General features: G+C 66.9%; 31 protein-coding genes. 15 read left to right on the top strand and 16 right to left on the bottom strand.

The genetic code is table 11. The features are described from left to right. The first annotated feature begins 92 nt into the window (after positions 1–92). The 4 genes from rpoH (at position 93) to K3551_RS00620 (ending at position 2,839) form a co-directional block, all read left to right on the top strand. Positions 93–986: an RNA polymerase sigma factor RpoH gene (rpoH, locus tag K3551_RS00635; protein ID WP_259916759.1), complete on the top strand. Its 894-nt coding sequence runs from the start codon at positions 93–95 to the stop codon at positions 984–986. Between the two features lie 112 nt (positions 987–1,098). Further along, positions 1,099–1,458 (top strand): DUF1428 domain-containing protein, encoded by a 360-nt coding sequence (locus K3551_RS00630; RefSeq protein WP_259916757.1) that lies wholly within the window; start codon positions 1,099–1,101, stop codon positions 1,456–1,458. 48 nt (positions 1,459–1,506) lie between these two features. Continuing rightward, positions 1,507–1,776 carry a DksA/TraR family C4-type zinc finger protein gene (locus K3551_RS00625; protein WP_259916754.1) on the top strand — a complete coding sequence of 90 codons (270 nt, stop codon included), beginning with the start codon at positions 1,507–1,509 and terminating at the stop codon, positions 1,774–1,776. A gap of 76 nt (positions 1,777–1,852) precedes the next feature. After that, on the top strand, positions 1,853–2,839 hold the full coding sequence (locus tag K3551_RS00620) for a Gfo/Idh/MocA family protein (RefSeq protein ID WP_259916752.1): 987 nt from the start codon (positions 1,853–1,855) through the stop codon (positions 2,837–2,839). On the opposite strand, the gene K3551_RS00615 is transcribed toward K3551_RS00620, so the two are convergent. Next, positions 2,836–3,726, bottom strand: a complete 891-nt coding sequence (locus K3551_RS00615) for an alpha/beta fold hydrolase (RefSeq protein ID WP_259916750.1) — start codon at positions 3,724–3,726, stop codon at positions 2,836–2,838. The two genes, K3551_RS00620 and K3551_RS00615, sit on opposite strands and share 4 nt — an antisense overlap. A 181-nt stretch (positions 3,727–3,907) precedes the next feature. Next, positions 3,908–4,555 (bottom strand): 50S ribosomal protein L25/general stress protein Ctc, encoded by a 648-nt coding sequence (locus K3551_RS00610; RefSeq protein ID WP_259916748.1) that lies wholly within the window; start codon positions 4,553–4,555, stop codon positions 3,908–3,910. Between the two features lie 237 nt (positions 4,556–4,792). Here K3551_RS00610 and sseA point away from each other — a divergent pair, with 237 nt between their 5' ends. The 3 genes from sseA (at position 4,793) to K3551_RS00595 (ending at position 7,336) form a co-directional block, all read left to right on the top strand. Further along, on the top strand, positions 4,793–5,656 hold the full coding sequence (gene sseA, locus K3551_RS00605; protein WP_409197435.1) for a 3-mercaptopyruvate sulfurtransferase: 864 nt from the start codon (positions 4,793–4,795) through the stop codon (positions 5,654–5,656). Then, complete coding sequence (locus K3551_RS00600) at positions 5,656–6,840, top strand: amino acid aminotransferase (protein ID WP_259916744.1); 1,185 nt, start codon at positions 5,656–5,658, stop codon at positions 6,838–6,840. The genes sseA and K3551_RS00600 overlap by 1 nt, the downstream gene beginning before the upstream one ends. A gap of 79 nt (positions 6,841–6,919) precedes the next feature. Next, positions 6,920–7,336 (top strand): VOC family protein, encoded by a 417-nt coding sequence (locus K3551_RS00595; protein ID WP_259916741.1) that lies wholly within the window; start codon positions 6,920–6,922, stop codon positions 7,334–7,336. Here K3551_RS00595 and K3551_RS00590 read toward each other — a convergent pair. The 5 genes from K3551_RS00590 to lgt all read right to left on the bottom strand — a co-directional run bounded on the left by K3551_RS00590 (position 7,333) and on the right by lgt (position 10,990). Then, positions 7,333–7,866 carry an NADPH-dependent FMN reductase gene (locus K3551_RS00590; protein ID WP_259916739.1) on the bottom strand — a complete coding sequence of 178 codons (534 nt, stop codon included), beginning with the start codon at positions 7,864–7,866 and terminating at the stop codon, positions 7,333–7,335. The genes K3551_RS00595 and K3551_RS00590 overlap by 4 nt on opposite strands. A 147-nt stretch (positions 7,867–8,013) precedes the next feature. Further along, positions 8,014–8,142 carry a hypothetical protein gene (locus K3551_RS00585; protein ID WP_259916737.1) on the bottom strand — a complete coding sequence of 43 codons (129 nt, stop codon included), beginning with the start codon at positions 8,140–8,142 and terminating at the stop codon, positions 8,014–8,016. Between the two features lie 171 nt (positions 8,143–8,313). After that, on the bottom strand, positions 8,314–9,057 hold the full coding sequence (gene pgeF, locus K3551_RS00580; RefSeq protein ID WP_259916736.1) for a peptidoglycan editing factor PgeF: 744 nt from the start codon (positions 9,055–9,057) through the stop codon (positions 8,314–8,316). Next, positions 9,054–10,109: a class I SAM-dependent methyltransferase gene (locus K3551_RS00575; protein ID WP_259916734.1), complete on the bottom strand. Its 1,056-nt coding sequence runs from the start codon at positions 10,107–10,109 to the stop codon at positions 9,054–9,056. The genes pgeF and K3551_RS00575 overlap by 4 nt, the downstream gene beginning before the upstream one ends. Beyond that, on the bottom strand, positions 10,106–10,990 hold the full coding sequence (gene lgt, locus K3551_RS00570) for a prolipoprotein diacylglyceryl transferase (protein WP_259916731.1): 885 nt from the start codon (positions 10,988–10,990) through the stop codon (positions 10,106–10,108). The genes K3551_RS00575 and lgt overlap by 4 nt, the downstream gene beginning before the upstream one ends. Before the next feature lie 107 nt (positions 10,991–11,097). Here lgt and K3551_RS00565 point away from each other — a divergent pair, with 107 nt between their 5' ends. Next, entirely contained in the window at positions 11,098–11,337 is a 240-nt protein-coding gene (locus tag K3551_RS00565) for an accessory factor UbiK family protein (protein ID WP_259916729.1), read from the top strand. A 140-nt stretch (positions 11,338–11,477) separates the two neighbouring features. Here K3551_RS00565 and K3551_RS00560 read toward each other — a convergent pair whose 3' ends face one another. From K3551_RS00560 to K3551_RS00535, 6 genes are all read right to left on the bottom strand, one after another. Further along, a complete protein-coding gene (locus K3551_RS00560) occupies positions 11,478–12,497 on the bottom strand; it encodes a beta-eliminating lyase-related protein (RefSeq protein WP_311199751.1) in 1,020 nt (339 codons plus the stop codon). A 4-nt stretch (positions 12,498–12,501) separates the two neighbouring features. Then, positions 12,502–12,981 carry a YcgN family cysteine cluster protein gene (locus K3551_RS00555; protein ID WP_259916727.1) on the bottom strand — a complete coding sequence of 160 codons (480 nt, stop codon included), beginning with the start codon at positions 12,979–12,981 and terminating at the stop codon, positions 12,502–12,504. Beyond that, positions 12,974–13,891 (bottom strand): bifunctional riboflavin kinase/FAD synthetase, encoded by a 918-nt coding sequence (locus K3551_RS00550; protein ID WP_259916725.1) that lies wholly within the window; start codon positions 13,889–13,891, stop codon positions 12,974–12,976. Before K3551_RS00550 ends, K3551_RS00555 begins: the two co-directional genes overlap by 8 nt. Before the next feature lie 92 nt (positions 13,892–13,983). After that, complete coding sequence (locus K3551_RS00545; protein WP_259916723.1) at positions 13,984–14,427, bottom strand: MaoC family dehydratase; 444 nt, start codon at positions 14,425–14,427, stop codon at positions 13,984–13,986. Positions 14,428–14,582: 155 nt separating this feature from the next. Then, on the bottom strand, positions 14,583–15,455 hold the full coding sequence (locus K3551_RS00540) for an HAD family hydrolase (RefSeq protein WP_259916721.1): 873 nt from the start codon (positions 15,453–15,455) through the stop codon (positions 14,583–14,585). A gap of 82 nt (positions 15,456–15,537) precedes the next feature. Continuing rightward, positions 15,538–16,308 (bottom strand): Hint domain-containing protein, encoded by a 771-nt coding sequence (locus tag K3551_RS00535; protein ID WP_259916719.1) that lies wholly within the window; start codon positions 16,306–16,308, stop codon positions 15,538–15,540. Between the two features lie 591 nt (positions 16,309–16,899). On the opposite strand from K3551_RS00535, the gene K3551_RS00530 reads away from it, so the two are divergent. Then, positions 16,900–18,069 carry a DegT/DnrJ/EryC1/StrS aminotransferase family protein gene (locus K3551_RS00530; protein ID WP_259916717.1) on the top strand — a complete coding sequence of 390 codons (1,170 nt, stop codon included), beginning with the start codon at positions 16,900–16,902 and terminating at the stop codon, positions 18,067–18,069. 5 nt (positions 18,070–18,074) lie between these two features. Here K3551_RS00530 and K3551_RS00525 read toward each other — a convergent pair whose 3' ends face one another. Beyond that, entirely contained in the window at positions 18,075–18,440 is a 366-nt protein-coding gene (locus K3551_RS00525) for a hypothetical protein (protein ID WP_259916716.1), read from the bottom strand. 82 nt (positions 18,441–18,522) lie between these two features. Here K3551_RS00525 and K3551_RS00520 point away from each other — a divergent pair, with 82 nt between their 5' ends. Further along, a complete protein-coding gene (locus K3551_RS00520) occupies positions 18,523–19,137 on the top strand; it encodes a TetR/AcrR family transcriptional regulator (RefSeq protein WP_259916715.1) in 615 nt (204 codons plus the stop codon). Here K3551_RS00520 and K3551_RS00515 read toward each other — a convergent pair. Both K3551_RS00515 and K3551_RS00510 read right to left on the bottom strand, forming a co-directional pair. After that, on the bottom strand, positions 19,134–19,661 hold the full coding sequence (locus tag K3551_RS00515; RefSeq protein WP_259916712.1) for a hypothetical protein: 528 nt from the start codon (positions 19,659–19,661) through the stop codon (positions 19,134–19,136). The genes K3551_RS00520 and K3551_RS00515 overlap by 4 nt on opposite strands. 152 nt (positions 19,662–19,813) lie before the next feature. Beyond that, entirely contained in the window at positions 19,814–20,299 is a 486-nt protein-coding gene (locus tag K3551_RS00510) for a GFA family protein (RefSeq protein WP_259916710.1), read from the bottom strand. A 152-nt stretch (positions 20,300–20,451) separates the two neighbouring features. Between K3551_RS00510 and K3551_RS00505 the strand changes: the two genes are divergently transcribed. From K3551_RS00505 to K3551_RS00485, 5 genes are all read left to right on the top strand, one after another. After that, the gene (locus tag K3551_RS00505) at positions 20,452–21,615 is read left to right on the top strand and encodes an isovaleryl-CoA dehydrogenase (RefSeq protein WP_259916707.1); all 1,164 of its coding nucleotides are present in this window, start codon (positions 20,452–20,454) and stop codon (positions 21,613–21,615) included. Positions 21,616–21,780: 165 nt separating this feature from the next. Then, positions 21,781–22,203: a DUF1622 domain-containing protein gene (locus tag K3551_RS00500; RefSeq protein ID WP_259916705.1), complete on the top strand. Its 423-nt coding sequence runs from the start codon at positions 21,781–21,783 to the stop codon at positions 22,201–22,203. 65 nt (positions 22,204–22,268) lie between these two features. Beyond that, positions 22,269–22,679: a lysozyme inhibitor LprI family protein gene (locus tag K3551_RS00495; RefSeq protein WP_259916704.1), complete on the top strand. Its 411-nt coding sequence runs from the start codon at positions 22,269–22,271 to the stop codon at positions 22,677–22,679. Beyond that, complete coding sequence (locus tag K3551_RS00490; RefSeq protein WP_259916703.1) at positions 22,676–23,182, top strand: lysozyme inhibitor LprI family protein; 507 nt, start codon at positions 22,676–22,678, stop codon at positions 23,180–23,182. Before K3551_RS00495 ends, K3551_RS00490 begins: the two co-directional genes overlap by 4 nt. Next, positions 23,182–23,778, top strand: coding sequence for a hypothetical protein (locus K3551_RS00485; RefSeq protein ID WP_259916702.1), 597 nt, complete (start codon positions 23,182–23,184; stop codon positions 23,776–23,778). Before K3551_RS00490 ends, K3551_RS00485 begins: the two co-directional genes overlap by 1 nt. Positions 23,779–23,791 lie beyond the last annotated feature (13 nt).

Genomic DNA, 23,791 nt, shown 5'->3' with positions numbered 1-23,791 from the left:
TGTCGTAACAAATGTTACTTGAAACCGGGGTTGGTGGTGCCCACATCGACTTCAACGGGTGTTAAGCCCATTAACATGAGGGAGTGCAACACATGGCCAGCTACGCCAACCTTCCGGCCCCGTCTCCCGAGCAGGGCCTCAACCGCTATCTTCAGGAAATCCGTAAATTCCCCATGCTGGAGCCGGAGCAGGAATACATGCTCGCCAAGCGCTGGGTCGAGGAAGAGGACACGGACGCCGCGCACCAGATGGTGACGTCGCACCTGCGCCTGGCGGCCAAGATCGCCATGGGCTACCGCGGCTATGGCCTGCCGCAGGCCGAGGTGATTTCCGAAGCCAACGTGGGCCTGATGCAGGCCGTCAAGAAATTCGACCCCGAGAAGGGTTTCCGCCTGGCGACCTATGCGATGTGGTGGATCCGCGCCGCGATCCAGGAATACGTTCTGCGGTCTTGGTCGATGGTCAAACTGGGCACGACATCCGCGCAGAAAAAACTGTTCTTCAACCTGCGCAAGGCCAAGAACCGCATCGGTGCCCTGGAAGAAGGCGATCTGCGCCCCGAGAACGTGACCCGGATCGCAACTGACCTCGGCGTGACCGAAAAGGAAGTCACCTCGATGAACCGACGGATGTCGGGGGGCGATGCCTCGCTGAACGTCATGGTCGGCTCGGACGGGGATTCGTCGACCCAGTGGCAGGATTGGTTGGCGGACGATGACGCCGATCAGGCCGGGGATTTTGCCGAACGGGACGAGTATGATGCCCGGATCGGTCTGATGACCGACGCGATGGATGTGCTGAACGACCGGGAAAAGGACATCTTGGCCCAACGCCGCCTGTCCGAAGAAACGGTGACGCTGGAGGATCTGTCGGCCAAGTACGGGGTCAGCCGCGAGCGTATCCGACAGATCGAGGTCCGCGCCTTTGAAAAGCTGCAAAAGCGTGTGCGCGAACTGGCCAAGGAAAAGGGCATGGTCCCGGCCTGAGCCCCGACGTCCAGGCGATACAACAGGCCGTGCCCGATCCGGGCGCGGCCTTTTTCGTTGAACCGACTCAGGCGGCCATCGCAGGCTGGCACGCAACCAGGAGGTTAAGGTCATGTCCTATTACGCCGGTTTTCTCGCCGCTGTGCCCGCCGACAGGAAAGACGCCTTCATCGCCCATGCGCGCGACTCCTGGGAGGTGATCTTCAAGCCGATGGGGGCGTTGTCACAGGTCGAAACCTGGGGCGACGATGTCCCCGACGGCGAGGTGACGTCCTTTCCGATGGCGGTAAAGGCGGAGGAGGGCGAAGTGGTGGTGTTTTCCTGGATCGAATGGCCGGACAAGGCGACCTACGAGGCGGCGAACGCCCGGATGATGTCACCGGATTTCGCGCCCGACATGATGGAGATGCCCTTTGACGGGAAACGCATGATCTATGGCGGCTTTGACGCGGTTCTGAAGCTGGAGGCATGAAACCAAGGTGGGGGGGGCCGGGTTGAGGTCCCAACGATGGAGGATGACATGGCAGGCGGATGGGCGCGCGACGGTGCGGTAGGCGAACAGATCGAAGCCTCGATCAACGATGAACTGGCACGGCTGAGGGCCCGGCGGGCGCCACTGGGCGAAAGCCTGACCCATTGCGCCGACTGCGAGGAGCCGATCCCGGAGGCCCGCCGCGCGGCCCTGCCGGGCGTGAAGCTGTGTGTCGACTGCGCCATGGACCGCGACCGGGCCGCCCGGCCGCGCGGCGGCATCAACCGACGTGGCAGCAAGGACAGTCAGCTGAAATAGCCGCGCCAGAGTTTTAGATAAAACTCTGGTCAAAATCTGAAATTCAGATTTTGGTCTCCCGAAAGGGAGTATGCAGATGACAAATCCAATTCGATGGGGGGTGCTGGGTGCCTCCGACTTTGCGCGCCGGTCCATGGCCCCCGCCATTCACGCCGCCTCCGGCCACGTTCTGGCGGCATTGGCCACACGGTCACCGGATAAGGCCGCGCCTTTTGCCGCGCTTGCGCCGGGGCTGCGGGTTCACGACAGCTATGATGCCATGTTGGCCGATCCCGAAATTGATGCGGTCTATGTGCCCTTGCCGCATACCATGCATGTGGAATGGGGGATCAAGGCGCTGGACGCGGGCAAGCCGGTGTTGATCGAAAAACCCGTCGCCATGTCCGAGGCAGAGATCGCCCCGTTGATTGCAGCGCGCGACCGGACCGGGTTGCTGGCGGCCGAGGCCTATATGATCGTCCATCATCCGCAGTGGGATTGCGTCCGCGAATTGATCGCCGACGGCGCCATCGGCCGGCTGCGGCATGTCGAAGGGGTCTTTACCTACGACAACTCCGCCGATCCCGGGAACATCCGCAATTCGGCGGCGACCGGAGGCGGGGCCCTGCCTGACATCGGCGTCTATACCTACGGCTGCACGCGCTGGGCCACGGGCGCGGAGCCGGAGGCGATCACCCATACGGATATCGAATGGGAGGACGGCTGCGACGTGCTGGCGCGGGTTTCGGCCCGGTTCCCGGATTTCACTGCCCACTGGGTCAACTCCATGCGCCTGCTGCCGGAACAGTTCATGCTGTTTCACGGCGACAAGGGGCTGATCCGACTGACGGCGCCGTTCAACGCGGCCAAGTTCGGAGAGGCCGTCGTCGAATGGCGCGGCACCGATTTCGTCACCCACCGGCGCAGCTGGCCGGGGCTGAACCAATACGTGATGCAGGTAGAAGCCTTCGGGGCCGCGCTGCGCGGCGAAAAGGCCTTTCCCTGGACGTTGGAGGATGCGGCGGGCACCCAACGGGTCATCGACATGGCCTACGCCAAGGCGGGGGGGCGGCCCGCCGTCTAGGTGGCGGTGCGACGGAAGAAGTCGGAGAGCGCCCCGGCGGTGCGCTCCGGCTCTTCCTCCGGCAGGAAATGGCCGCAGGGCAGAGCCGCGCCCTCGACCGTTTCGGCATGATCGCGCCAGACGGCGGGCACGTCGTAAAGCTGTCCGACCAGACCCTTTTCACCCCAGAGCGCCTGCACGGGCATCGCCAGCTTGCGCCCGGCATCGGCGTGATCGTGGTCCAGGTCGATGGTGGCTGCGGCGCGGTAATCCTCGCAAGTGGCGTGGATACAGGCCGGGTCCGAAAAGCAGCGGATGTATTCGGCCATGCCCTCGTCGGAAAACGCCAGCGTGTTGCCCTTGCTCCAGCCGGACATCTTTTTGCGGATGTAGAATTCCGGGTCGGCACCGATCATGCGTTCGGGCAGGGGCGCGGGTTGGATCAGGAAAAACCAATGGTAGTAGCCGGTGGCGAACCTCATCTCTGTCTGGGTGTACATGTGGAGCGTGGGCGCGATGTCGAGAACGCTGACCGCCGCGACCCGCGCGCCATGGTCGCGTGCCAGACGGTGCGCGACGCGGCCACCACGGTCATGGCCTGCCACGGCAAACCGGTCGTGGCCCAGTGCCGTCATCAACGCGGCCTGGTCTGCGGCCATCGCGCGTTTCGAATAGGGGGCGTGGTCGGCCGTGCTGTCTGGTTTGTCCGAATCGCCGTAGCCGCGCAAATCCGGCAGGATCACGCGAAAGCCATCGGCCACGAGATGCGGGGCGACCTTGTGCCAGCAGGTGTGGGTCTGCGGGTAGCCGTGCAGCAGCAGGATCGGCGGGCCATCACCCGCCGTGCGCACCCGGACCGAGACCCCGGTGTCGAGCGCGATGCGTTGGTCGTCGAAACCTTCGAACATGATGATCCTCCCTCAATGTTCGAGCCTAGGGGAGGCGGGGATCGGCGACAACGCGACCGGGGATCAAAGTCTTCGAAGACTTTGACCAAATCCTTTGAAGGATTTGGCTGGCGGAACAGGGGCCACAAAAAAGGGCGCCGCAACCCTTGGTCGCGGCACCCTGCATTGCAATCCGGAGGGATCAGCCTTCGACGGTGTCGTCGGTCTGGTTGATCACTTCGGTCTCGGTCACCTCGTCGTCGTCCGACTGCGAGGCCAGGCCCGACGGGGCCTGCATGTTGGCCAGAACGAAGTCACGGTCGATGACCGACGTCGCACCCGACGGCAGCGTGACCGCAGAGATCGTGATCGTGTCGCCGATCTCGATGGACGAGCAATCTACGACGATCTTCTCGGGGATGTCGCCGGCGGTGACGCGCAGTTCCACTTCGGGACGCACGACCGTCAGGACGCCGCCCTTCTTGTCGCCCGGCGAGCCGTCGACGCCTTCGAATTCCACGGGGATGAACAGGTTCACCTTGGACGTGCGGCGCAGGCGCATCAGGTCCAGGTGCGTCGGCAGGTCCTTGACCACGTCGCGCTGAACGTCGCGGCAGATGACGCGGACGTCTTCCTGGCCTTCGATCTTCAGGTTCCACAGGGTCGCGCGGAAGCGGCCTGCGCGCAGTTTCTTCAGCAGGTCGTTGAACGGCACCTGGATGGGCATCGGGTCCGCGCCGCCGCCATAAACGACGCCAGGAACCATGCCATCACGGCGTGCTTGACGAGCGGCCCCCTTGCCTGTCCCCGTCCGTGCCAGAGCTACGAGATCCGGAATCTCACCAGCCATGTCAATTCTCCAATATGTAAAGAGGGGCGGCCTCCAAGGGTGTCCGCCCGCGTTGAAGGCCGCCTCTTAGGCCTCGGATGGCACGCTGGCAACCCTGTTTGCATGGATTCGGGCCGTCCTTTCATGGACACCGCGCGCCCTTGGGGCTAAGCCCCGATCCGACGGCGCGCCCCGATGGGGGCGACCGCCACCCCGTGGCGTGGGCCCGGCATGACGGAGGAGGCGCGAATGGCAGAGATGACGATCCCCGAGGGTGACGATCCGGCGACGCTGGTATCGACCGATTGGCTTGCCGCCCGTCTGACGTCGCCCGACCTGCGCGTGCTGGATGCGTCCTGGTATTTGCCGGATGCTGGACGCGACCCGCTGGCGGACTACGGCGACGCGCACATTCCGGGGGCGCGTTTCGTCGCACTGGATGAGGTGAGCGACGGACGCTCTGCCTTGCCGCATATGGCCCCTCCGCTGGAAAAGTTCATGTCCCGGATGCGCCGGATCGGCGTGGGCGATGGGCATATGGTGGTGATCTACGACGGTGCCGGCCTGTTTTCAGCCGCCCGGTTGTGGTGGCTGTTCCGCCTGTTCGGGCAGCGCGCCGCGGTGCTGGACGGGGGCCTGCCCAAATGGGTGGCCGAGGGACGGCCCGTGACCGCCGACCTGCCGCAGATCCGCGACCGCCACATGACGCCCGCCCCCCAGCCGCACCTGATGCGCGACGTCACCGAAGTGGCGCAGATCGCCAAGCTGGGCCAGGCCGAGATCGTCGATGCCCGCGCCGCCGCACGGTTCCGCGGCGATGCGGCCGAACCGCGTCCGGGCCTGCGCGCGGGCCACATCCCCGGCGCGCGCAGCCTGCCGTTCGGGCAGTTGTTGAACAAGGACGGCACGATGAAACCGGCCTCTGGCCTGCGCGCCGCCTTTCAGACGGCAGGCGTCGATCTGGACCGACCCGTGATCACCACCTGCGGATCGGGCGTCACCGCCGCGATCCTGAACCTTGCGCTGGCCCGTCTGGGCCATGCCGACCATGCGCTCTACGACGGTTCCTGGGCCGAGTGGGGCATGTATCCCGACCTGAAGATCGCCACCGGAGACGCGTGATGCTGAACGCCCTGACCCCCCAAGCCCCCGACAAGATCCTGGCCCTGATGGCCGCCTTCAAGGAGGACACCCGCGACGGCAAGATCGACCTGGGTGTCGGCGTCTACAAGGATGCCTCTGGCCTGACGCCGGTGATGCGCGCCGTCAAAGCCGCCGAGCGGCAGCTGGTCGAGACCCAGGACACCAAGGTTTATACCGGGCTGGCGGGCGATCCGGCCTTTGCCGAGACGCTGTCGTCGCTCGTGCTGGGCGCGGCCCGGCCTGCGGATCGGCTGGCCGCCGTGGCCACACCGGGCGGCACCGGTGCGATCCGTCAGGGGCTGGAGCTGATCCAGATGGCCGCGCCCGAGGCGACGGTCTGGATGTCGGACCCGACCTGGCCGAACCATCCCGCGATCATCAAGTACCTGGGCATGAAGGCGGGCACCTACCGCTATTTCGACAATGAAACGGGTGGCGTCGATTTCGACGGGATGCTGGCCGATCTTGCGGGCGTCGCCCCGGGTGATGCGGTGATCCTGCATGGCTGCTGTCACAATCCGACGGGCGCGAACCTGACGCTGGACCAATGGCGCGCGGTCGCGACCCTGCTGGAAGAAAAGGGCGCGGTGCCCTTCATCGACATCGCTTATCAGGGTTTCGGCGATGGTCTGGAAGAAGACGCCGCGGGCACCCGCCTGATGGTCGAGGCCATGCCCGAGGCGATCATCGCCGCGTCATGTTCCAAGAATTTCGGTATCTACCGCGAACGCACCGGCCTGTTGATGGCGGTGGCACCTTCGGCGGACAAGCTGAAAGTCACGCAGGGCGCGATGGCTTCGCTCAACCGCGTCAACTTCTCCTTCCCGCCGGATCACGGCGCGCGCTGCGTATCGATGATCCTGTCCGACGATGCCCTGCGCGCCGACTGGGCCGCCGAGCTGGAGGAGGTGCGCCTTGGCATGCTGTCGCTGCGTGAACAGCTGGCGACCGCGCTGCGTGACCGGGTCGGGTCTGACCGCTTCGGCTTTCTGGCGCAGCATCGCGGCATGTTCTCGCGCCTGGGGGCCACGCCTGAGCAGGTCGAGGCGATGCGCCGGGACCACGCCATCTACATGGTGGGCGACAGCCGCATGAACATCGCCGGGCTGAACGCCGAGACGGTGCCGAAGCTGGCCGATGCCATCGTCGCCGCCGGAGTCTGAGACGGACCTTCCGAGGAAAAGTTAATCCCTGGGGCGGGCCACGAGGGTCGCCTTGGGGTGCGGGTAGAGGATAGCTGCGATGAAGGTTCGCGCATTCGATCATATGGTCCTGACGGTCGCAGATCCGCAGGCCACATCGGACTGGTATGCACGGGTTCTCGGGATGGAACCGATTTCATTTGAGGCGGTCGACGGCACCACCCGATTGGCGCTGAAGTTCGGAAGCTGGAAGATCAATCTTCACAAGGCGGGGGCAGAGTATTCGCCCCATGCCACGCGCCCTGCGCCCGGGTCGGCCGATCTGTGCTTTCTGATCGACGCGGATCTGGGGGACTTCGCCGTCATGCTTCTGTCCGAAGGTATCGAAATCGAAGAGGGACCGGTCCCGCGCACCGGCGCGACGGGCCCGATCACCTCGATGTATCTGCGCGATCCGGATGGCAACCTGCTGGAGGTCTCTGTCCCTGACGCGATGGGGGGCGGCGCTGCGCCCTAGGCCGCCACCTTGGCCCGCAACTGGGTCATGACATCCGTGATGCCCGCCAGATAGCGGTCGTTGGTCAGGCGGCCCGACGCGTCGAATTCGCCCGTGGCCCCCGCGATCAGGATCTCGGGCCCCGGCACGATGTCGGCACGGAACGGCAGCATGCAGGCCCGCAGGCTGGATTGCGCCCGTTCGCCCCCGGTGCGGCCGCCGGTGGCGGACATCAGCGCGACCGGTTTGCCCAGCCACGGCTTGCCCTCGGTCCGGCTGACCCAGTCCAGCGCGTTCTTGAGCACCCCCGACAGCGCCTTGTTGTATTCCGGCGTGGCGATCAACACCGCGTCGGCCTTTGCGATCTGTGCGGCCAGGGTGGCGACGGTTGTGGGGATCCCCTCGGCCTGCTCCAGATCACCATCGTAAAGCGGCAGGCGCAGGTCCGCAAAGGTCAGCTCCGCGCCGTAAAGGCGCGCGGCCTCATGGAGCAGTTTACGGTTGAGCGATGCGGCGCGAAGCGAGCCGCACAGGCCGAGGAGCTGGGTCACGGGCAATCCTTTCGGGACGGGCGTTTCCCCAAACCTAGGGTCGCCCCCGCGTCAGGCAACGCCCCCAAACGACGACGACCCGCGCCAGGGGCACGGGTCGGTCGCATCCGGGAGGGAAACCGGACGAAAAGGGCGGGGCGCGCGCGATCAGGCGGTGGCGCGGATCTTGACCGGCTGCGGCTTGGGCAGGGTCTTGTAGGCACGCGACCAGGGCATACGCGTGGTTTCGGTGCGAGCAGCTTCGATGGTGCGGTCCAGCCAGTTCTTGCGCGACATGGTGTGTCTCCTTGGAGCAGCGTTGTCATTCGTTAACTCTGTTCTGACGGAGGTGCGGGGCGAAGGCGGGGCAAGGATGCGGTCATTGCGGGGTGCCTTCGCGGCGGGATTCGCGCGCAATTGGGGCCGCAATGGGGCCATCCACAGGATGTCGTGCTGAAATTTATTAAGTTACAGTCGGATAGCCGAAATGAGCCGTCCGTAGTCCGCCTCGCCCGCGTGGGTGGTGCGGCGGAAAGAGTAGAATCGCGCCGGGTCGGAATAGGTGCAGTGGCCCGTCCATTCGGCCTGAACCCCCGCCGCCCTGAGTCGACGCAGGCCGTATCCGATCAAATCGAACTGATACCGGTCGCCGGTGCCGTTGGCGAAATGGTGCTGCGCGTCCGGGTCTTCGGCCAGGAACCTGTCCAGGAATTCCGGCCCGACCTCATAGGCGCGCTGGCTGATCGAGGGGCCGATGGCCGCGCGGATGCGGGCCCGGTCGGCACCCAGGGCCTCCATCGCGTCCACCGTGGCCTCCAACACGCCGCCCAACGCGCCTTTCCATCCGGCATGGGCGGCCCCGATCACCCCCTCGGGGTCGTGAAACAGAACCGGCTGGCAATCGGCGGTCAGGATCGTGAGGACCTCGCCCGGGGTGGCGGTGGCCAGGGCATCGGCCTGGGGGCGCGGATCGGGCTGGGGGCCGTCGACGGTCACGGCATCGGCGGAATGCACCTGATGGACGGCCCGCAGCGGTCCGCCCATGGCGGCGGCCACGCGGTCGCGATTGGTCGACACCGCATCGGCCTGGTCAGACGATCCGGTGCCACAGTTCAGCCCGGCAAAAATGCCGGAGGACGCCCCGCCCTTGCGGGTAAAGAACCCATGTTCGACCCCCGACAACAGGTCAGAACGCAAGATTTCCAGTGTCATGGATCGACCCCCGGTGGCAGCGGCGCGCCGGGCGGGGCCAGCGCGATCACCTTGAACAGGTCGCCCATCTCACCGGGATGCGTCAAGCGGCGATGCGCGGCGACATGCGCGTCCAGCGCGGGCCCGCTAAGGCGCGCGGCCAGGGCCTGCGCCCGCGCGGTGATGCCCAGGCGTTCCAGGAACACGCCCTGGGTCGTCATGGCCGAGACCTGTGCGACGGGTGCGGCGGCACGGGCGATGGCTTCGAAATCCACATGTGCGGTCAGATCGGCCTGGCCGGGGTTGGCCAGCGGGTCTTCGGGCTGGTGACTGCGCAGCGCCTGCAAGGTGTCCCCCCGGGACCGCCGGTGGCCGTAATCGACGAACAGCGCCGCGCCGCCGTCCGCGATGCGATCGGCCACGGTGGCGATGATACCCGGTAGGGCGGGACAGCGTTCGACCAATGTCCCCGGCGGCACATCATGAAAATCCAGCTCCGGCACGGGCATCGCGGGGGCCAGCGCCAGCGTCAATGCCCCTTCGGACTCGGTCACGAGGCGTTCGCGCCACCCGGTCCCGTCGCGGACATGTTGCCGGATCGGCAGGGCATCGAGGAATTCATTGGCCACCAGAAAGGTGGGGCCCCGGGGCAAATCCTCGACTTGGTCCAGCCAGACGGGGGCGTGATCCGCCAGCGCCTCGGCCTGAGCTGCGCGCAGGGTCGGCGACGCCTCGACCAGATGGATGCGCGCGGCCTGAACAAAGCCGGGCACCGCCCGCCCCACCCGCAGGATATCGGCCATCAGCGTGCCGCGTCCGGGGCCCAGTTCGGCCAGGACAAAGGGCGCGGGCTGTCCCTGGTCCAACCAGGCCCGCGCCAGGCACAGGCCCAGCATCTCGCCGAAGATCTGGCTGATTTCCGGCGCGGTGGTGAAATCGCCCGCCGCCCCCAAAGGATCGCGCGTGGTGTAATAGCCCAGCGTCGGATGCAGCAGGCAGTCGGCCATGTAATCGGCGACGGTGATCGGGCCGGTGGCGCGAATCCGCGTCAGCAGAAGGTCGCGCAGGCTCATGCGTTGCGACGGCGGGCGATCAGGATCAGGACCAGCCCGACGGCCACCATGGGCAGCGACAGAACCTGTCCCATGGTCAACCCGACCTCGGCCCCGCCCAGCACATGGCCTAGCGGATTGTCCGGCGTGATGTATTGCGCGTCGGCCTGGCGGAAGGTTTCGACGAAGGTGCGCGCCACCCCATAGCCCGCAACGAAAATCCCCAGGATCAGGCCACCCCGTCGCAGTCCCCCCCGCAACGCCACGATCCACAAGAGGATCAGCAACACGGCCCCCTCCAGCGTGGCCTGATACAGCTGGCTGGGATGCCGGGCGCAAAATTCGCCGACATTGGCGCAGGCCTGCGCCGCGGGGCCGGGAAAGATCACGCCCCAGGGCAGCTCCGTCGGCCGGCCCCACAACTCGGCATTCACGAAGTTCGCCAGCCGTCCCAGCCCCAGGCCCAGCGGCGCGACGACAGAGGCCAGATCCAGCATCGACCACAAGGGGATCTTTTGGCGCAGCGCATAGATGCCCACCGCGATGGCCGTGCCCAAGGCCCCCCCGTGAAAGGACATCCCGCCCTCCCAGACGGCCAGGATGCGCATCGGCTCCGCCAGATAGACCTCCGGCTGGTAGAACAGGACATACCCCAGCCGACCGCCCAGGATGATGCCCAGCACGGCCCAGGTCATCACGTCCTCCAGCTGCGCGCGGGTCATCGGCGCGCGCCCACCGGGCCAGAGCGCGGGGCGGCCAATCAACCAACGACCCATCGCCCAGCCGCCGACGATCCCCGCGATATAGGCCAGCGCATACCAGCGCAGCGTGAAGACAAAGACGCCAAGGTCCAGCGAGAAGACGTCGGGCGAGATGTCCGGAAAGGGGATGGCATAATGCATGCCCCCGCTTTGCCCCGCCCGCCCGAGCCGGTCAACCGCACCCGCGATCACCTTGCAGTCGCGGGCGTCGCGCCCATATGGAGGGGGAACGCCGCAGGAGAGATACAATGCAGACTCGCAACCGCATCATGGACGATATCAGCCAGCTGATGACCAACGCGATGGGCGTGGCCCAGGGCGCGCGCGAAGAGGCCGAGACGGCGATGAAGTCGATGCTCGACCGTTGGATGGCCGACCGCGATTTCGTCACCCGCGAGGAATTCGACGCCGTCCGGGCAATGGCCCAGAAGGCCCGCGAAGAGAACGAGACGCTCAAGGCCCGTCTGGACGCGCTCGAAGCGAAGTGATCGCGCCCGCGTCGTGCGGGCCGGTCAAAGTCTAATATTAGACTTTGATCCCCGTTGCCTGCCTTTGCGCACCGCCGCGCCCCCAGCGGTCCGGGCGTTGGTCGGTGCCTCCGGCGGGGATACTTCCGAAGCAGAGAAGATCAGGACAGCAGCGTCAGCAGCCTGTCCACCTCGGCATCGGTCTTGGTGAAATCACAGACCATCCGGCAAAGCGGCCGGTCGGCGTCGTCCTCCAGCCCGTACTGCGCCTGCGCGCGGGCCCGGTCGTGGGTGGCGCGGTCGAAACGGGCAAAGATCATGTTGGCCTCGGGCGGGTGCACGATCTCCGCTCCCATCGCGCGCAGGCCCCGCGCCAGACGCTGTCCCGCCGCATTGGCGGCGCGCGCGGTTTCCAGCCAGAGCTCGTCTTGCAGGTAGGCCAGCATCTGCGCCGACAGGAACCGGTGCTTTGACCACAGGTGGCCCGCGCGCTTGCGCCGCAGCGCCAGCTCCCAGGCGCGGGCCGGGTCGCGCAGCACCACGGCCTCCACCCCCATGCAGCCGTTCTTGGTGCCGCCGAAGCTGACGATGTCAAAACCCGCCGCCATCTCTGCCGCCGTACATCCAAGCGCCGCACAGGCATTGGCAAAGCGCGCACCATCCAGATGGCTGGGCAGCCCCGCCGCCCGCGCCGCGCCTGTCAGCTCTGCCATCTGGGCCAGGGAATAGAGCGTTCCGGCCTCGGTCACGTTGGTCAGGCTCAGCGCACCGGGCTGCACGCCGTGGACGTTGCCGGTGCCCAGCCGGGCGATGGCCTTGGTCAGGGCCAAGGGGTCCATGCGTCCATCGGCCCCCTCGATCAGGATCAGCTTTGCGCCGCCGGTAAAGAACTCTGGCGCGCCGCATTCGTCGACTTCGATATGGGCGGTCTTGTGGGCAAAGATAGCACCATAGGGCGGGACCAGGGCCGACAGGGCCAGCGCGTTCGCCGCCGTGCCACTGGTGACCAGCAGAACCTCTGCCCCGGGCCAGGCGAACAGCGCCCGGATCCGGTCGCGGACCTGCGGCATCCAGATATCGTTGCCATAGGGCATGGCCGCGCCTGCATTGGCCGTCACGATGGCGTCCAGCACCGGCTGCGCCATGGGTCCGGTGTTGTCGGATGCAAAGTTCAGATTCATCGGCTCAGGCCCCTCCGGTCGGCTCTTCGATCACGAAATCCTCCCAATCCGCCTCGCCGATTTCGGCCTCCGACAGGGTTTCGTCCATCAAGGAGGCGCCGGCCAGATGCGGCGACATCGGGTCGCCGGTCAGCAGAGGGTGCCATGCGGGCAGATCGCGACCCTCGTGCAGGCGGCGATAGGCGCAGGTCTCGGGGAAGAAATAGACGACATCTGGCAGGGTCCTGGGCGACAGAACCACGCATTCGGGCACGAATGACAGCCGGTCGGCGTAGTTCGCGCAGCGGCAGGTGGAATCGTCGAACAGACGACAGGCGATGCGGGTCAGGGCGACCTCGCCGGTGTCCTCGTCCTCCAGCTTGTTGAGACAGCATTTGCCGCACCCATCGCAGAGCGCCTCCCACTCCGGCTGGCTTAGCCGGTCCAGGCCGCGTTCCCAGAACCGGGGGCGCAGGCCGGTGCGGTCGATCGGGTCTTCAGACATCGGCCAGTATCGCGCGGGCGCGGGCGCTGTCGGCGTCCATCTGGGCAATCAGCGGGCCAAGGCCGTCAAAGGTCATCTCGGGCCGCAGGAATTCAACCAGCCCGACGGACAGGGTCGTGCCATAAAGGTCGCCTTCGAAATCGAACAGAAACGTCTCCAGGTTGGGGGTGTTCCCTCCGAACATCGGGCGCACGCCCAGCGAGGCGACGCCGTGGTAGCTGCCTGCGTGGGGGCCATCGGCCACATCCACGAGGACGGCATAAACCCCCAGTTTCGGCAGGTGCAGCCCGGACAGACCCATGTTCGCCGTGGGATAGCCCAGCGTCCGGCCACGTTTTTCGCCATGCTGGACTGGCCCGTCGATCCGGTGCCAATGCCCCAGCATCCCCGCCGCCTCGCGCGGATTGCCCGCGCTGAGCGCCCGGCGGATCGCGGTAGAGGACACCGGCGCTGCGGACCCCAGAAGAGGCGCGGGCGTGACCCTGAACCCCAGCCGCGCGCCGCCCTCCGTCAGGGTCGACAGATCCCCCGCCCGGCCCTTGCCAAATCGGAAGTCCGTCCCGACGACCACCTGCGTCAGGCCCAGGCTGTCTGCCAGAACATCGGCCATGAAGGCCTCTGCGCTGAGTGGCGCAATCTCCGGGAAGGGCAGTTCGAACAGCAGATCAACACCCAGCTTCTCCAGCCGTCGGGCGCGCGCCTCGGGCGACATCAGCCGAAAGGGCGGGGCGTCGGGGGCAAACACCTCGCGCGGGTGCGGCTCAAAGGTGACGACCGCCAGCGGCGCGCTGCCGCGGGCCAGGTCGATCACATGTTGATGGCCCCGGTGCACCCCGTCGAAGTTACCGATGGCGGCGGCGGCCCCGCGCGCGTCCTGGGGCAGGCCCATATGGTGGCGAAATATCCGCATGCGGCAGGGGCTAGCCCGCCGCAGCAGGGGGCGCAAGCGCCCCGCTTTCCTTGTTTCTCAAATATGCAATCGCGGCGACGGCGGCGGGCGGGTCAGTCGAACTTGCGCGATGGCGCCAGCACCACGGCCTCGCCCTTCAGGACCTTCTTGCCGTCGATGGCGCAATGGGTTTCCATCGTCACCTTGCGCTTGGCGATATCCATATCGATGACGGTCACGACGGCCTCGACCATGTCGCCGGGGCGCACGGGGGCCAGGAATTTCAGCGACTGCCCCAGGTAGACGGTGCCGTGGCCCGGCAGCTGTTCGCCGATCACCGCCGAGATCAGACCCGCGGTCAGCATGCCGTGGGCGATGCGGCCCTCGAAGATGGTGTCGCGGGCGTAGTCGTCATCCAGATGCACAGGGTTCCGGTCGGTCGAGATCTCTGCGAACATTTCGATATCGCGGTCGGTCACGACCTTGCGCAGGGACCGGGACATGCCGATTTCGATGTCCTCGATACAGATCGTGCCCCGGTGCATATTGTCCAACATGGCGCGTCCCTTTCGATGCGGGTCTCAAATCCTTGCAAGGATTTGACGCAGACCTTTTCAAAGGTCTGCTCCTGCCGCCAGATAGCACCAATGCCGCATTGCGGCAAGTCGTATGGTAATAAAAAGTCCCCAGATGGAACCCCGGGGTGATAAAATTACCGCAACGATCCGATGGTATAAGTCGGAACCACCCCTGTCTCGGCCAGATAGGCCTGCAATTTTGCCGGGTCGGGGTTGCCCAGCGGCGGCGTTGCCGTTTCCTCGGCACCCAGTCCGCCGGAAATGAACAGCAGGTCCAGATCCTCGCCCATCGCCCCGGCGGCGTCCGTCACTGGGCCATCCCCGATGGCCAGGATCGCGCTGTCGGACACGTCGGCCAGCTTGGCCAGCCGCCGCCGCGCCAGGTCGTAGATCGGGGGGTGCGGCTTGCCGAAGTACAGGCTCTCGCCGCCCATATCCGCATAAAGACCCGCCAAAGCGCCCGCGCACCATTCCCGCACGCCGCCACGGTCGACGACGATGTCGGGGTTGGCGCAAAGCAGTTTCAGGCCTCGCGTCTTGGCGGCCAGGAACTCGGGGCGCATGACCGCTGGGTCGGCCAGCGGGTCCAGCGGGCCGGTGCAGACGATCCCTTCGGCCTGGTCCAGCGGGACCCGCTGGATCGGCAGCGGATCGTCCAGAACGGCCGGCGGTTCGAAAAAGCCCGCGTCTTGGTCTGGTCCAAGGTGCCAGATCTTGGTGCCCACCGCGCCACGGTACATGGCCACCCGCGCCGAATCGCCCGACGTGGCGATATCGTCATACGCGTCCTTGGCGACCCCGAATTGTTCCAGCTGCACCGCCACGCCTGCGCGGGGGCGGGGCGAGTTGGTCACAAAGATGACCTTGCCGCCGGTCGCGCGGTAGGCGGCCAGCGCCTCGTTCGCGCCGGGATAGACCCGCACACCGTCGTGCACGCAGCCCCAGAGATCGACAAAGAGCGCGTCATAGCGCGCAGAAACCTCTGACAGGGCGTGGATGATCTGCATGGGGCGGCCTCGGACGTTGCGATGTTGCGGTGTACCTACAACATCGGCGCGCAAGGTCCATGGGCCAGGGCGCGTACCCGCGTCAGTGGCCGTTGATGGACAGGCCCTGTGCCTCGGACATGCTCAGGTAGGGCACGCGGGGCGCACCAAACCCTGCGCCGGCGCCCAGGTGCGGGAACAGCTTGGCAATGTCCGACAGCACTACGCGGTTCAGGCTGCGCGTCGTGGTGCGTGCCGGGTGGTAGGTTTCCACCGGCAGGCCGTCGACCACGACCGCCTCTTGCCCGGCGCAGGCCAGGCCATACACGGTCACCTCACCCGGAGGCGCGATGGCTGCAACGGTCATGCCGTCCTCAAACGCCGCAATCGGCGCAAAGGCCTGTCGCGATCCGACCAGGGGCATGCACTGTGCGCTGTCGATCAGGATCTGGGCATGCGCCCCCAGGACGATGTCGGTTTTCGGGCCGGCCCCGCCAAAGGCGCGGGCGGCGACGCGATAGAATTGAACGTCTTCGGCCATCGCGCGGTAGCTGCGCGAGCCGATCCAGTCGATCTGCGCCATGCCACCGCAGGCGGTGGCGATCCGGTCTCCGGGCAGCAGATCCTCGATCGCCACCGGCCCCCGTGTGCCGCGCAGCATGGATCCGCGCGCGATGCAGCTGACGGCCCCGGCGATTTCCGGCGTGTCTGGCAGGCGGCGGCTGTCCCAGGTGGCCTGTCCCCGGCTGTCGATCCAGGCCAGGTCGTAAGCGGCCATCGGTCGCGTGTCGGGCGCGCGCAGCGTCAGGCCGTCGGCCTCGGGGTCGAGCGCGGGGCGGAAAGAAGCAGGGGGGAGCCGCTGGTAGGCAGTCATGACGCATGCGTCCTGTCATTACGGCCCCCACCGTTGTGATGACTATGGCGGCAAGGTGGGTCCGGGATCAACGACGGTGACCGAAACAATCGGTTTCGACAGGGCCCGTTGTGCGCCATTCGCCCGGTCAGCGGTCGGGCGCACTGCGCCGTTTCTGCTCAGCGACGGGCATGCCGACCCTTGGCGGGACGCCTCGGGCGGGGGCATGCGTGATGGCCCTGACCGGTGCACTGGATTGCCGGGGCTGTCCCATCCACGGGCGCAGATGGCCCTGGCCTGCACGACATCGCGTCGGCGCTCTGCCGCAGGCGGACAACGCGCCGCGTCTGGTCGGGCAGGCCGCGGAACCGCCGGATTATCGTGTGACGTGTCGCCCCCCCCTCAGAAATCATACCGTGCCTCAGCCTTGGCCGAACGCACGCCCCCGCGACTGGGCCCTGCGGGGCGGCTGGCACGACGATCCGGTCAGAGGTGCCGTCTTGACTGCGACGTCGGTGGTGCCGGTCCGCGGTTAGCCGGCTGACGTAAGCGCTTGCATTTCGCCGCGACCGTCCCCCATGCTCTGCCGCGCAGCATGTCGTCGGAGGGGCCATGGACCGTTTCACCAAATCCTTCATTCGGCAGGAGCCCATCCCCGAAGAGGCGATCGAGGCCGCGACCCGCGTCCTGCGCTCCGGTGCGCTGCACCGCTATGGGGCCGACCCCAGCGAGGTGGCGGCGCTGGAGGTGGCGTTCGCCGCCCAGACCGGGGCCGCCCATGCGCTGGCCGTGGCGTCGGGGGGCTATGCCATGGGCTGCGCGCTGCGCGCCCTGGGCGTGGGTTCGGGCGATGCGGTCCTGACCAATGCCTTCACGCTGGCGCCTGTGCCCGGTGCCATCGCCGCCGTTGGCGCCCGTCCGGTGCTGGTCGAGGTGACCGAGGATCTGGTGCTCGACCTTGCGGACCTGGAGGCCAAGGCCGGTCAGGCCCGCGTTCTGATGCTCAGCCACATGCGCGGGCACATCGTCGACATGCCCGCGTTGATGGCCATCTGCGACGCCCATGGCATCGCCGTGGTCGAGGATTGCGCCCATACGATGGGGGCTGCCTGGGACGGGCACCCATCCGGGCGCTGGGGCAAGATCGGCTGCTATTCCTGCCAGACCTACAAGCACGTCAACGCGGGCGAGGGCGGGCTGATCGTCACCGACGATGCGGATCTGGCCGCGCGGATGATCCTGCTGTCGGGCAGCTACATGCTGTATGCCCGCAACGGCACCGCCCCCGGCGAAGACGTCTTTGCCCGTCACAAGGGTCTGATGCCGAATGTCTCGGGCCGCATGGACGAACTGCGCGCCGCGATCCTGCGCCCGCAAATCCGCGACCTGCCGCAGCAGGTGGCGCGGTGGAATGCCCTGTATCGTGCGTTGGAGGATGGCTTCGGCGGCGCGCCGGGTCTGCGGACCATTCCCCGCCCGCAGGCGGAGGCCTATGTCGGCTCCTCGATCCAGTTGCTGGTCGACGATGCGCGGGCAGTGCCGGATTTCGTCGCGGGCTGTGCCGCGCGTGGCGTGGAATGGAAGTGGTTCGGCGGCGACCGACCTGTGGGGTTCACCTCGGCGCACCGGCACTGGGACTATGTCGCACCCCATGATTTGCCCCGCACCGATGCGATCCTCTGCCGTCTGATCGACCTGCGCGTGCCGTTGACCTTCGATGCCGATGACTGCGCCCTGATCGCACGGATCGTGACCGAAGAGGCGGCGCAGCACCTGGGGTGATCCGCTCAGGCGGTGGCTGCGCGCGTCTTCACCAACAGGGCCAGCAGCGCAAAAGCCGCCAGCTGACCGACGACGACCGATGGCCAGATGCCCCCGATCGCGGCGTCCAGATACTTGTGCGGCCCATAGGAGACCAGCGCCGCCAGCGCCGCGATGGCGGTCAGGACGCGCCCCGTGCGCGTGGCCAGCGGTCCCTGCATCAGCGCGCCGACGGCAATGGCGATGGACGCGCCCAGATACGGGGCCATCCCGAACAGGGGCGTGGCCTCCGGCGGATGCGGCGGCACACCGGCATAGAGCGCGGTCAGCATGACACCCTGCAAGATGATCAGCGCGGTCAGTGCGGTGCGGGCGAATGTGGTCTGGGGCATGGTATCCTCGTTTCCGTAATTTAGTGTACGTTTGTGGTGATCCGTAATCACTGTTACGGTTTTGGTCAAGAGGGAGATCGACATGAAGGATACCCGCCGCAAGGCGCGTGAGGCCCAGATAGAACAGGCGGCCTATGAGGTGATCGAGGCCAAGGGCTATGCCGGAACCTCGATGCTTGCCGTCGCCCGACGGGCGCGGGCCTCGAACGAAACGCTCTACAATTGGTATGGCGACAAACAGGGCCTGTTCCGGGCCCTCGTGCAGCGCAATGCCCAGGAGGTCACCGACCATCTCGCACAAGCCATCGCCGGGTCAGAGGATCCTGCCGATGCCATCCTCGTCGATGTCGGGGCGCTTTTGTTGGGGCTGGTCGCGGGGCAAAGGGCGGTGGCGCTGAACCGTGCGGCGGCGGCTGATCCGACCGGCGCGCTGGGCGCGTTGATCGCGCAGGGCGGGCGGGACACGGTGGCCCCGATGCTGGGCCGTCTGATCGCCCAGGTCCTGCGCCGATCCGGGCCTGCTCAGGTCGATGCGGCTGCCGCGACGGCCCTGTTCCTGGATCTTCTGATCGGGGATCTTCAGATCAGGCGCGTCATCGGGCAGGCGGATATGCCCGACGCAGACACCCGGCGGGCCCGTGCCATCCGGGCCGTCCGGATGATGCGTCTGGCTGTGGCCGAGGGACTTTTGTCCTAGGTCGCCGCCCCCAGGTCTTCTTCGTCGTTGTCTTGCGGGGGCACGCCCCGCTCCGCCGCTGCCATGGCCAGAGCCAGCCGCCAGGTGCCCCGGTGATCGTGGATCGCACGCAGCAGATCGCCGGGGGATTTCGCGTGCGGCATCGACAGGCCCAGCGCATAGGCCACCAATTCCGAGCAATACCATTTCGCGCGCGAATGACGGCGGAAGTTGAACAACTGCGAGATGATCATCGTCCACAGTTCATAGGGTTTGCCCAACTGCGCCTCGGCCCGGTCCCAGGCGTCCTGACGCGCCCAGGGCACCGCATAGATGTCCCACTTCGGGTCCTCCAGGGTGATTTCCTTGACGCGCACCCCGCCATCGCGCCCGGAGGAGGAGATGCAGGTGACCGTGTCGCCACGCTGGGGCGTCACCTCGGTGCGGATCAGTTCGCAGTGAGAGAACGGGGACCGCGTCGCCATGCGCGTGATCCTGTCGGCAATTGTGCCTTTGCCCCGATAGAAGGCGACGTAGTAGCGCATGGGCGTCTCCGGTCTGGTCGCGCGCAGGCTGGGCGCTGGCGGGCGGCAGGTCAAGTAAGGCAAACCTGACGGGCCGGGCCAGACGCATCGAGGGACCTTTGCCGCCCCGCAGGGCCGGTCCCGCGTTCCGCAGAGTTACAGGGGCGGTCGTCCTAGGCCTCGATCGTGTGGGGCAGGTCAAAGACATGGGGCGGCACCGGTGCCCCGTCGGCGTCGCGCACGTGTTCCCGATAGGTGGGAATCCCGGCCGGAATGACAGTTCCGCGGCGGGCGGAGGCAACGAAGATGTGCCGCGTGGTCCGGGCCGAAATCTCGAACCAGTTCGGGGCATCGAAGGCCCCGGCATAGATGCCGACGAAATCGGGGGCGCGTTCGAACCCGACCGAGATCTTCGTGCCGCACTCCTTGCAGAACCTGATGTGGATCTGCTTGCCCGACCCTTGGGACGTTGCTGTATGCACCACCGGGCGGGTGCCCGACACAGACAGCGCAGATCGCGCAAAGATCGGCAGCACGGCGTAAGCCGCGCCCGTGGTCCGCTGGCAGAAATGGCAATGGCAGATCGTGACCCACTCGGGTGCCCCCCGCGTCGCGAACCGAAGGGCCCCGCAGAGGCAGCCGCCTTGGTGGTCCTTCATCGCATCTCTCCGTTCCGGGGCTGTTCGGGGACATGGTTTCAGACCGTCGCGGCAGGCGCAATCGGGCGGCCAGCTGCGCGTGCCAAGACTGGACAGGGCAGGGGGCGCGGTGTAGATAATAGAACAAGCGTTCAATTCCGGGGAGGGAATCGATGTTCAACGCCACCATGCAGTTCGATCTGGGCGAGGACGTGAACGCCCTGCGCGAAATGGTGCACCGCTGGGCGCAGGACCGGGTCAAGCCGCAGGCCGCCGAGGTCGACAGCACCAACGCCTTTCCCGCCGGTCTCTGGACCGAGATGGGTGAGCTGGGCCTGCTGGGCATAACGGTCCCCGAGGCCGATGGCGGTGCGGGGATGGGCTACCTTGCCCATGTCATCGCGGTCGAGGAAATCGCCCGCGCCTCCGCCTCCGTGTCGCTGTCCTACGGGGCGCATTCCAATCTGTGCGTCAATCAGATCGCGTTGAACGGCACGCCCGAGCAGAAGGCGAGATACCTGCCCGGCCTCGTCTCCGGCGAACATGTGGGCGCGCTGGCCATGTCCGAGGCGGGGGCCGGATCCGACGTCGTGTCGATGAAACTGCGCGCGGAAAAGCGCAACGACCGGTTCATCCTGAACGGCACGAAATACTGGATCACCAACGGCCCGGACGCCGAGACGCTGGTGGTCTACGCCAAGACCGACCCCGATGCCGGAACCAAGGGCATCACCGCCTTCCTGATCGAGAAGTCGATGACCGGCTTTTCGACCTCGCCGCATTTCGACAAGCTGGGGATGCGCGGGTCCAACACCGCCGAGCTGATCTTCGAGGACGTCGAGGTCCCTTTCGACAACATCCTGGGCGAGGAAGGCGGCGGCGTGCGTGTCCTGATGTCCGGTCTCGACTATGAACGCGTGGTCCTGTCGGGCATCGGCACCGGCATCATGGCCGCCTGTCTCGACGAGGTCATGCCCTACTTGGCCGAGCGCAAGCAGTTCGGCAAACCCATCGGGTCCTTCCAGCTGATGCAGGGCAAGATCGCGGACATGTATACGGCGATGAATTCGGCCCGTGCCTACGTCTACGAGGTGGCCAAGGCCTGCGACCGGGGGCAGGTGACGCGTCAGGACGCGGCGGCCTGCGTTCTCTATGCCTCCGAAGAGGCGATGAAGGTCGCGCACCAGGCGGTGCAGGCCATGGGCGGGTCGGGTTTCATGAACGACACCCCCGTCAGCCGGATCTTTCGCGACGCCAAGCTGATGGAAATCGGCGCCGGCACCTCTGAAATCCGCCGCATGCTGATCGGGCGAGAGCTGATGGGAGCCATGGCCTGAGGGCACGCGGGACTAGGCCGGGGGCGGGCCGTCGTGCCACAGTCCTCCCCTGCCGCCGGCCCGTTCGGCCCGCTTCGCCATCGTCGGAGATCTTGATGACCCGTTCCTGCCCCCCTTTGCCGCCCTCGCGCGTTTCCCTGTCGACACAATCGACGGAGGTGACCCATGGCAGCGACGACCGAGACGGAAAACACCCGTTTTCTGGACTATGTGCGCGAGGATTCGGTCCTGCATGGGCAGGTCGACTGGCTGGTGCATGGGCTGGAATACGCCGCCGCGGGGATCGACATCTTTGCCTGTCTGATCCTGCTGATCGGCGGGTTGCGGTTCATCGCCGGGTTCACGCGGGCCGAAGTCAGTCGGAGCCCGACCCAGCGGGTCAAGGGTGTCAACCGCGAACGGGTCGAACTGGGCCGCTACATCCTGGCGGGGCTGGAGCTGTTGATCGTGTCGGACATCATCCACACGGCGCTGAGCCTGGCCATGGCGGACCTGGTGTTCCTGGGGCTGCTGGTGGTGATCCGGTCTCTGATTTCGTTCTTTCTCGACCGGGAACTGGCCGAGGTGAAGCGCGAGTTGCAGGACTGATCCTTGCGGCGGCCCTGACCTGCGCCGGGCCTGCCGCCGCGCAGGTCAAGGTCCCCTTCGACCCCGTGCGGGCACAGGCGTGCTATGGCGCAGGGGCCGATTGCATCGGCTCTGCGGCTGCGGCCTGCATGGCGGGGGACTATGGCGGCAGCCAGATCGGCATCGGCAACTGCCACGAGGCCGAGCGCCGTTTCTGGGATGCGGAGCTGAACCGGATCTACAGGGCGCTCATCGTCCTCTTCAAGGCGCGCGATGCGGAGTTGGACGACGTCGGTTCCGCCGCGCCGCGCAGCTTGCCGGCGCTGCGCACCGCTCAGCGCGCCTGGATCAGCTGGCGGGACGAGCAATGCGCCTTTGTCGCAAGCACCTGGGGCGGCGGGTCGGGCGCAGGCATTGCCGAGACCGAGTGTCACGCCGCGCTGACCGGCGCGCAGGCCCTGCGGCTCGACGAAATTCTGGCAGGATCGGGCGGATGATGCGCGCGCTGTGCTGCCTCGTCCTGTGCGCGGCCCCGGCGGCGGCCGAGGTGCCCGCCCCCCCGCGCTGGCAGGCCCAGTTCGATGCCTGCGTTGCCGCGGCCGATGCGGCGCAGGACCTGGCGCAGTGCAAGGGCCTGGCCGCCCGTCTGTGCATGGACACCACCGAAGGCGGGCATACGACGCTTGGCATGACGGAGTGCAACGCGATGGAAACCGGCCTTTGGGACGATCTGCTGAACGCCGACTGGCCGGCCCATCGGGCCTGGGCCGAAGCTGAGGATGCCGAGGACGCGAAGTTTTTCGGCGATCAGTTCTCGGCGCGGGCCGCCAGCCTGCTGGCCGCCCAACGTGCCTGGATCGCCTTTCGCGATGCCGAATGCGGGCTGGATCATGCGATCTGGGGCTCGGGGTCCATGCGCCATATCATCCATTCGGCCTGCATGTCCGAGATGACGGCGGACCGCGTGATCCGCCTGCGTGGCCTGACGGAGGGCATGTGATGATCCCGTCCCCCAAGGCCCGCGCGCGCCGCTGCGCTGCGGTGCCCGCCACCGCAGCGCAGCGGCACTGCCTTGCCCGGACCGGCGTGGCGGGCCTTTCGGCCTCGACCCTTCTTCCCGTGCTTTTGCTGGCTCTGTCTGCCATTCCGGTGCCTGCGCAGACGATCCCGGAGGATGCGCAGATCCGCGCCCTTTTGACCTGCGTCGGCGAGGCGGCGGGCAAAGGCGTCTCGGAGCAGGCGCTGCGCGACCGTATCCCGTTTCTTTGTGCCATGGCCCGCGCGCCGGTCACCGCTTCCTGCAGTGCGAATGAATACCTGTTCCGCCCTGCGCGCAGCATTTGTGCCCGACAGGACCGGGAGTTCTGGACGCAGGCCCTGATCCGGGCCCATGCCGTTGCGGGACACCCCGATGACGCCGCCCCCCGCATCAAGGCGCTGACCGATGGATGTGCGGGCGTGGTGCCGGGGCCGGCCGATCCGGTCGATTGCCTGACGAACGCGATCTGGCGCGACTGGGCCACGACCGCCTCGGGCGCGCTTCTGGATATCCTCGCCGCGCGGCAAGCCGACAATCCGCCGGAGCCGACAGAGTGACCCCCACCCCCAC

The sequence above is a fragment of the Jannaschia sp. M317 genome, assembly GCF_025141175.1.
GTDB lineage: Bacteria > Pseudomonadota > Alphaproteobacteria > Rhodobacterales > Rhodobacteraceae > Jannaschia.
Note: the sequence above shows the minus strand (reverse complement) of the source record. Positions and strands in the feature narration are given on the sequence as shown.

Excerpts from the sequence above, each read along its gene's own strand:
- rpoH (WP_259916759.1), top strand. The coding sequence starts at position 93 with ATGGCCAGCTACGCCAACCTTCCGGCCCCGTCTCCCGAGCAGGGCCTC.
- K3551_RS00630 (WP_259916757.1), top strand. The coding sequence starts at position 1,099 with ATGTCCTATTACGCCGGTTTTCTCGCCGCTGTGCCCGCCGACAGGAAA.
- K3551_RS00625 (WP_259916754.1), top strand. The coding sequence starts at position 1,507 with ATGGCAGGCGGATGGGCGCGCGACGGTGCGGTAGGCGAACAGATCGAA.
- K3551_RS00620 (WP_259916752.1), top strand. The coding sequence starts at position 1,853 with ATGACAAATCCAATTCGATGGGGGGTGCTGGGTGCCTCCGACTTTGCG.
- K3551_RS00615 (WP_259916750.1), bottom strand. The coding sequence starts at position 3,726 with ATGTTCGAAGGTTTCGACGACCAACGCATCGCGCTCGACACCGGGGTC.
- K3551_RS00610 (WP_259916748.1), bottom strand. The coding sequence starts at position 4,555 with ATGGCTGGTGAGATTCCGGATCTCGTAGCTCTGGCACGGACGGGGACA.
- sseA (WP_409197435.1), top strand. The coding sequence starts at position 4,793 with ATGACGATCCCCGAGGGTGACGATCCGGCGACGCTGGTATCGACCGAT.
- K3551_RS00600 (WP_259916744.1), top strand. The coding sequence starts at position 5,656 with ATGCTGAACGCCCTGACCCCCCAAGCCCCCGACAAGATCCTGGCCCTG.
- K3551_RS00595 (WP_259916741.1), top strand. The coding sequence starts at position 6,920 with ATGAAGGTTCGCGCATTCGATCATATGGTCCTGACGGTCGCAGATCCG.
- K3551_RS00585 (WP_259916737.1), bottom strand. The coding sequence starts at position 8,142 with ATGTCGCGCAAGAACTGGCTGGACCGCACCATCGAAGCTGCTCGCACC.
- pgeF (WP_259916736.1), bottom strand. The coding sequence starts at position 9,057 with ATGACACTGGAAATCTTGCGTTCTGACCTGTTGTCGGGGGTCGAACAT.
- K3551_RS00575 (WP_259916734.1), bottom strand. The coding sequence starts at position 10,109 with ATGAGCCTGCGCGACCTTCTGCTGACGCGGATTCGCGCCACCGGCCCG.
- lgt (WP_259916731.1), bottom strand. The coding sequence starts at position 10,990 with ATGCATTATGCCATCCCCTTTCCGGACATCTCGCCCGACGTCTTCTCG.
- K3551_RS00565 (WP_259916729.1), top strand. The coding sequence starts at position 11,098 with ATGCAGACTCGCAACCGCATCATGGACGATATCAGCCAGCTGATGACC.
- K3551_RS00560 (WP_311199751.1), bottom strand. The coding sequence starts at position 12,497 with ATGAATCTGAACTTTGCATCCGACAACACCGGACCCATGGCGCAGCCG.
- K3551_RS00555 (WP_259916727.1), bottom strand. The coding sequence starts at position 12,981 with ATGTCTGAAGACCCGATCGACCGCACCGGCCTGCGCCCCCGGTTCTGG.
- K3551_RS00550 (WP_259916725.1), bottom strand. The coding sequence starts at position 13,891 with ATGCGGATATTTCGCCACCATATGGGCCTGCCCCAGGACGCGCGCGGG.
- K3551_RS00545 (WP_259916723.1), bottom strand. The coding sequence starts at position 14,427 with ATGTTGGACAATATGCACCGGGGCACGATCTGTATCGAGGACATCGAA.
- K3551_RS00540 (WP_259916721.1), bottom strand. The coding sequence starts at position 15,455 with ATGCAGATCATCCACGCCCTGTCAGAGGTTTCTGCGCGCTATGACGCG.
- K3551_RS00535 (WP_259916719.1), bottom strand. The coding sequence starts at position 16,308 with ATGACTGCCTACCAGCGGCTCCCCCCTGCTTCTTTCCGCCCCGCGCTC.
- K3551_RS00530 (WP_259916717.1), top strand. The coding sequence starts at position 16,900 with ATGGACCGTTTCACCAAATCCTTCATTCGGCAGGAGCCCATCCCCGAA.
- K3551_RS00525 (WP_259916716.1), bottom strand. The coding sequence starts at position 18,440 with ATGCCCCAGACCACATTCGCCCGCACCGCACTGACCGCGCTGATCATC.
- K3551_RS00520 (WP_259916715.1), top strand. The coding sequence starts at position 18,523 with ATGAAGGATACCCGCCGCAAGGCGCGTGAGGCCCAGATAGAACAGGCG.
- K3551_RS00515 (WP_259916712.1), bottom strand. The coding sequence starts at position 19,661 with ATGCGCTACTACGTCGCCTTCTATCGGGGCAAAGGCACAATTGCCGAC.
- K3551_RS00510 (WP_259916710.1), bottom strand. The coding sequence starts at position 20,299 with ATGAAGGACCACCAAGGCGGCTGCCTCTGCGGGGCCCTTCGGTTCGCG.
- K3551_RS00505 (WP_259916707.1), top strand. The coding sequence starts at position 20,452 with ATGTTCAACGCCACCATGCAGTTCGATCTGGGCGAGGACGTGAACGCC.
- K3551_RS00500 (WP_259916705.1), top strand. The coding sequence starts at position 21,781 with ATGGCAGCGACGACCGAGACGGAAAACACCCGTTTTCTGGACTATGTG.
- K3551_RS00490 (WP_259916703.1), top strand. The coding sequence starts at position 22,676 with ATGATGCGCGCGCTGTGCTGCCTCGTCCTGTGCGCGGCCCCGGCGGCG.
- K3551_RS00485 (WP_259916702.1), top strand. The coding sequence starts at position 23,182 with ATGATCCCGTCCCCCAAGGCCCGCGCGCGCCGCTGCGCTGCGGTGCCC.